Source organism: Dietzia sp. Cai40 (assembly GCF_014145165.1).
In the GTDB taxonomy this organism is placed as follows: domain Bacteria; phylum Actinomycetota; class Actinomycetes; order Mycobacteriales; family Mycobacteriaceae; genus Dietzia; species Dietzia natronolimnaea.
Genome location: NZ_JAALEB010000265.1, coordinates 1 through 4,296, shown reverse-complemented (window position 1 = coordinate 4,296; position 4,296 = coordinate 1). Strand labels below are relative to the sequence as shown.

The 4,296-nt window shown below is 70.3% G+C and carries 5 protein-coding genes and 1 pseudogene; all 6 read right to left on the bottom strand.

Annotated features, from left to right (window positions below; translation table 11 throughout):
- Positions 1-554: crossover junction endodeoxyribonuclease RuvC (gene ruvC / locus G6022_RS10640; protein WP_182691542.1), on the bottom strand; the 554-nt coding region annotated here is incomplete at its 3' end.
- 59 nt (positions 555-613) lie between these two features.
- Entirely contained in the window at positions 614-1,366 is a 753-nt protein-coding gene (locus G6022_RS10635) for a YebC/PmpR family DNA-binding transcriptional regulator (protein WP_182610072.1), read from the bottom strand.
- A gap of 81 nt (positions 1,367-1,447) precedes the next feature.
- A complete protein-coding gene (gene pdxT, locus G6022_RS10630; protein ID WP_179525380.1) occupies positions 1,448-2,065 on the bottom strand; it encodes a pyridoxal 5'-phosphate synthase glutaminase subunit PdxT in 618 nt (205 codons plus the stop codon).
- Positions 2,062-2,979, bottom strand: a complete 918-nt coding sequence (locus G6022_RS10625; protein ID WP_179525381.1) for an acyl-CoA thioesterase II — start codon at positions 2,977-2,979, stop codon at positions 2,062-2,064. The genes pdxT and G6022_RS10625 overlap by 4 nt, the downstream gene beginning before the upstream one ends.
- Before the next feature lie 7 nt (positions 2,980-2,986).
- A complete protein-coding gene (gene pdxS, locus G6022_RS10620; protein ID WP_179525382.1) occupies positions 2,987-3,892 on the bottom strand; it encodes a pyridoxal 5'-phosphate synthase lyase subunit PdxS in 906 nt (301 codons plus the stop codon).
- Positions 3,893-3,987: 95 nt separating this feature from the next.
- A pseudogene (locus G6022_RS10615) lies at positions 3,988-4,296 on the bottom strand (NUDIX hydrolase); the annotation flags it as partial.

Below are 4,296 nucleotides of genomic sequence, written 5' to 3'. Positions count from 1 at the left end.
GCCCTGCCCTTGACGACCTTGGCCTGGAACCCCGCCCGTGACCTCGAGACCTGCGCGTCGAGCGCGGCCACCCGGCCCTGCATGGGCGCCCGCCAGCTGTGGCAGACCGCCAGCGCCAGGGCGTCCGCGGCGTCCGCCGGGCTCGGGGGCTTCTGGAGGCCGAGGATCCGCGTGATCATCAGGGTCATCTGCTTCTTGTCGGCGCGACCGCTGCCCGTGACGGCGGCCTTGACCTCGGAGGGGGTGTGGAACGCGACCGGGATGTCCCGGTACGCCGCGGCCATGGCCACGACCCCGGCCGCCTGCGCCGTGCCCATCGCGGTGGACACTTGGTTCTGGGCGAACACACGCTCGATGGCCACCACGTCGGGCCGGTGAACGGCCATCCACTCGTCGGCCACCTCGTGCACCGCCCGCAGGCGACGCTCGAGCGGTTCGTCCGCACTCGTCCGCACCACGTCCACGTCGAGAGCGGTGACGGCGCGGCCCGGTGCCGTCTCGATCAACGCGAGACCGCACCGGGTCAGCCCGGGGTCCACTCCCATGACGCGCATCGAACCTCCGCCGACCAGTGGTAGAACCTACGTTCGAGACCCTACCAGCGACGCGGCCGTCAGGAGTCCAGGGCCGCCAGGACGTCGTCGGGGATATCCACGTTCGAGTAGACGTTCTGGACGTCGTCGGAGTCCTCGAGCGCGTCGATCAGGCGGAAGATCTTCCCCGCCCCCTCGGCGTCGACGGTGACCTCGACGGAGGCCCGGAAGCCCGACTCGGCCGAGTCGTAGTCGATCCCGGCCTCCTGGAGCGCCGTGCGGACCTGGACGAGGTCGGTGGGTTCGCAGATGACCTCGAAGCGGTCGCCGAGGTCGTTGACCTCCTCGGCCCCCGCCTCGAGCACCGCCATCAGGACGTCGTCCTCCTCGAGCTCGCCCTTGTCCAGGACGATCTCACCCTTCCGGGCGAAGAGGTAGGCCACGGAGCCCGGGTCGGCCAGGTTGCCGCCGTTACGGGTCATGGCCGTGCGGACCTCCATGGCCGCGCGGTTGCGGTTGTCCGTGAGGCACTCGATGAGCATCGCCACGCCGTTCGGGCCGTAGCCCTCGTACATGATCGTCTCCCAGTCGGCGCCGCCGGCCTCCTCGCCGGCGCCGCGCCGCCGCGCGCGCTCGACGTTGTCGCCCGGGACCGAGTTCTTCTTGGCCTTCTGGATGGCGTCGAACAGCGTCGGGTTGCCGTCGGGGTCACCGCCACCCGTGCGGGCCGCCACCTCGATGTTCTTGACGAGTTTGGCGAAGAGCTTGCCGCGCTTGGAGTCGATCGCCGCCTTCTTGTGCTTGGTGGTGGCCCACTTGGAATGGCCTGACATGGGGAGTTCCGCCCTCCGGGGTGTCTGGGGTGAGGCCTGGATGACCTCCGGGTGACTTACGGGTGTCGCTGACGGCCCACTCTACGAGGTCGCCGCCCTGACCATGTCGAGGAAGTACCGATGGACGCGCACGTCGTCGGTGACCTCGGGGTGGAACGAGGTCGCGAGGGCGTTGCCCTGGCGCACCGCGACCACGTGATCCTCGCCGTCCGAGGCGCGGACGCCGGCGAGTACCTCGACGTCCGGTCCCACCGTCTCCACCCACGGTGCCCGGATGAAGACCGTCCGAAACGGGTCGGGGCCGAGGGCGTCGACGACGAGGTCGGCCTCGAACGAGTCGACCTGCCGCCCGAAGGCGTTGCGCCGGACGGTCATGTCGATGGCGGAGAACCACGTGGCGTCCGGGCGGGTGTCGAGCACCACGGAGGCCAGCAGGATCATCCCCGCGCACGAGCCGTACACGGGCATCCCGCCCGAGATCCGCTCGGACACCGGCTGGTACATGTCGTACACGTCCAGTAGGCGGCTCATCGCGGTCGACTCACCGCCGGGCAGCACGAGCCCGTCGACCGTGTCCAGCTCCGATCGGCGGCGCACTGTGACGGCCTCCGCCCCGACGGTCTCCAGGTGGCGCAGGTGTTCGGCGACGTCGCCCTGGAGGGCGAGCACGCCGATCCGGGGGCGATTCGCCGCGCTCACCTGTGGTCCCCGCGGGAACCGGCGTCCCCGCGGGCGGCTGCGGTGCGGTCGGACCCGGTGCCCGACAGGTCCACAGGGAAGGGCTGCGCCCCCTCCCGGAGGCGACGCGACAACCCCTCCTGGGTGACCGCCGCGACGAGGCGCCCCGTCCGGTCGAAGATGCGGCCCTGGGTGAGGGCCCGGCCGCCGAAGGCGGACGGGGACGTCTGGTCGTACAGCAGCCAGTCGTCGGCCCGGAACGGGCGCAGGAACCACATCGCGTGGTCCAGGGAGGCGTCCTGGGTGGGCTCATCAGGGTGGATGACCTTGGCCGAGCTCAGCAGGGTCATGTCCGACATGTAGGCGAGCGTGCACACGTGGAAGTTGGGGTCGTCCGGCAGTTCGTCCACGCACCGGAACCACACCCTCTGCTGTGAGGCGATCTGCGAGGATCCGCGGAGCTTGTCGGGCGGCACCATCCGGATGTCCCACTGCGCCCACTCGTCCACGAAGACACGGTGGGTCTCGTCCAGGTCCTCGTACCGCGGCGCGGGGATCTCCTCGGCGTCGATCACGTCGGGAATCGGGTCCTGATGCTCGATCCCCTCCTGGTCGCGGAGGTGGAAGGAGGCCGACATCGAGAAGATGGGCTCGCCCTCCTGGATCGCGGTGACCCGCCGGGTGGCGAAGCTCCGACCGTCCCGCAGCCGGTCCACCTGGAAGACGGTGGGAGCCGACGGGATCCCCGGCCGGATGAAGTAACCGTGGAGCGAATGGACGTGCTTGTCGTCGTCGACGGTGCTGACCGCGGCGGTCAGGGTCTGACCGGCGACCTGGCCGCCGAAGGTGCGCTGCAGGTGGGTCTCGATCGGGTGACCGCGGTAGAGATCGCGGTCGATGCGCTCGATCGCGAGGATGTCCTCGATCTTGGCCACCGGTGGGTCACCAGCCCCGCTCGGCGAGCCGGTGCGGCTCCGGGATGTCGTCCACGTTGATGCCCACCATGGCCTCGCCCAGGCCACGGGAGATGTTCGCCAGGGTCTCCGGGTCGTCGTGGAAGGTGGTGGCCTTGACGATCGCCTTCGCGCGCTCGGACGGGTTGCCGGACTTGAAGATCCCCGAGCCGACGAACACGCCCTCGGCGCCGAGCTGCATCATCATCGCGGCGTCGGCGGGGGTGGCGATGCCGCCGGCGGTGAACAGCACCACGGGGAGCTTGCCGTTGCGCGCCACCTCCTTGACCAGGTCGTACGGCGCCTGGAGCTCCTTGGCGGCCACGTAGAGCTCGTCCTCGGGCAGGTTCTGCAGGCGGCGGATCTCCTGGCGGATCTTGCGCATGTGCGTGGTGGCGTTGGACACGTCACCCGTACCTGCCTCGCCCTTGGAGCGGATCATCGCCGCGCCCTCGGTGATGCGCCGCAGCGCCTCGCCGAGGTTGGTGGCGCCACAGACGAACGGCACGGTGAACTCGAACTTGTCGATGTGGTTGGCGTAGTCGGCCGGGGTGAGGACCTCGGACTCGTCGACGTAGTCCACGCCGAGCGCCTGGAGGATCCGTGCCTCGACGAAGTGGCCGATACGGGCCTTGGCCATCACGGGGATGGAGACGGCCTCGATGATCCCGTCGATGAGGTCGGGGTCGCTCATCCGGGCGACACCACCCTGCGCGCGGATGTCCGCGGGGACCCGCTCGAGGGCCATGACGGCCACGGCGCCGGCGTCCTCGGCGATCTTCGCCTGCTCGGCGGTCACGACGTCCATGATGACGCCACCCTTGAGCATCTCGGCCATACCTCGCTTGACGCGTGCGGTTCCGGTGGTGTTCTCGGTGGACTGCGGCTCGCTCACGAAATAGGCCTTTCCTGGCGTCGATGACTCGTAGTAGGCGTCCAGTGTAGGTCGCCCTGACCTCGGTTCCCCAACCGCCGCCCCACCGCGCCGGGTCAGCCTCCCGCGTGTGGGTGGTCGACGAGTTCGACGTAGTCGGGCATCGGGGCGCGCCCCGCGAGTCGGAGCGCCCTGACGGTCCCCTTCTCGCGCAGGGTCCTGGTGTCGCGGACCGCGTCGTTGTAGAAACTCCGCGCCATCGCGACCCTGTCGGACACGTCCTCGAGTTCGGCGGCCAGGTCGACCGGCAGCACGGCGACGTCCAGCCCGGCCAGCAGGGTGCCGAGGGTGTTCTCCGCCCTCTCGGCGTCCGGCGCACCGTCGTCCGCGGGCGGGCCGGGCCGGGTCGGGTCCGGGTCGGGCCG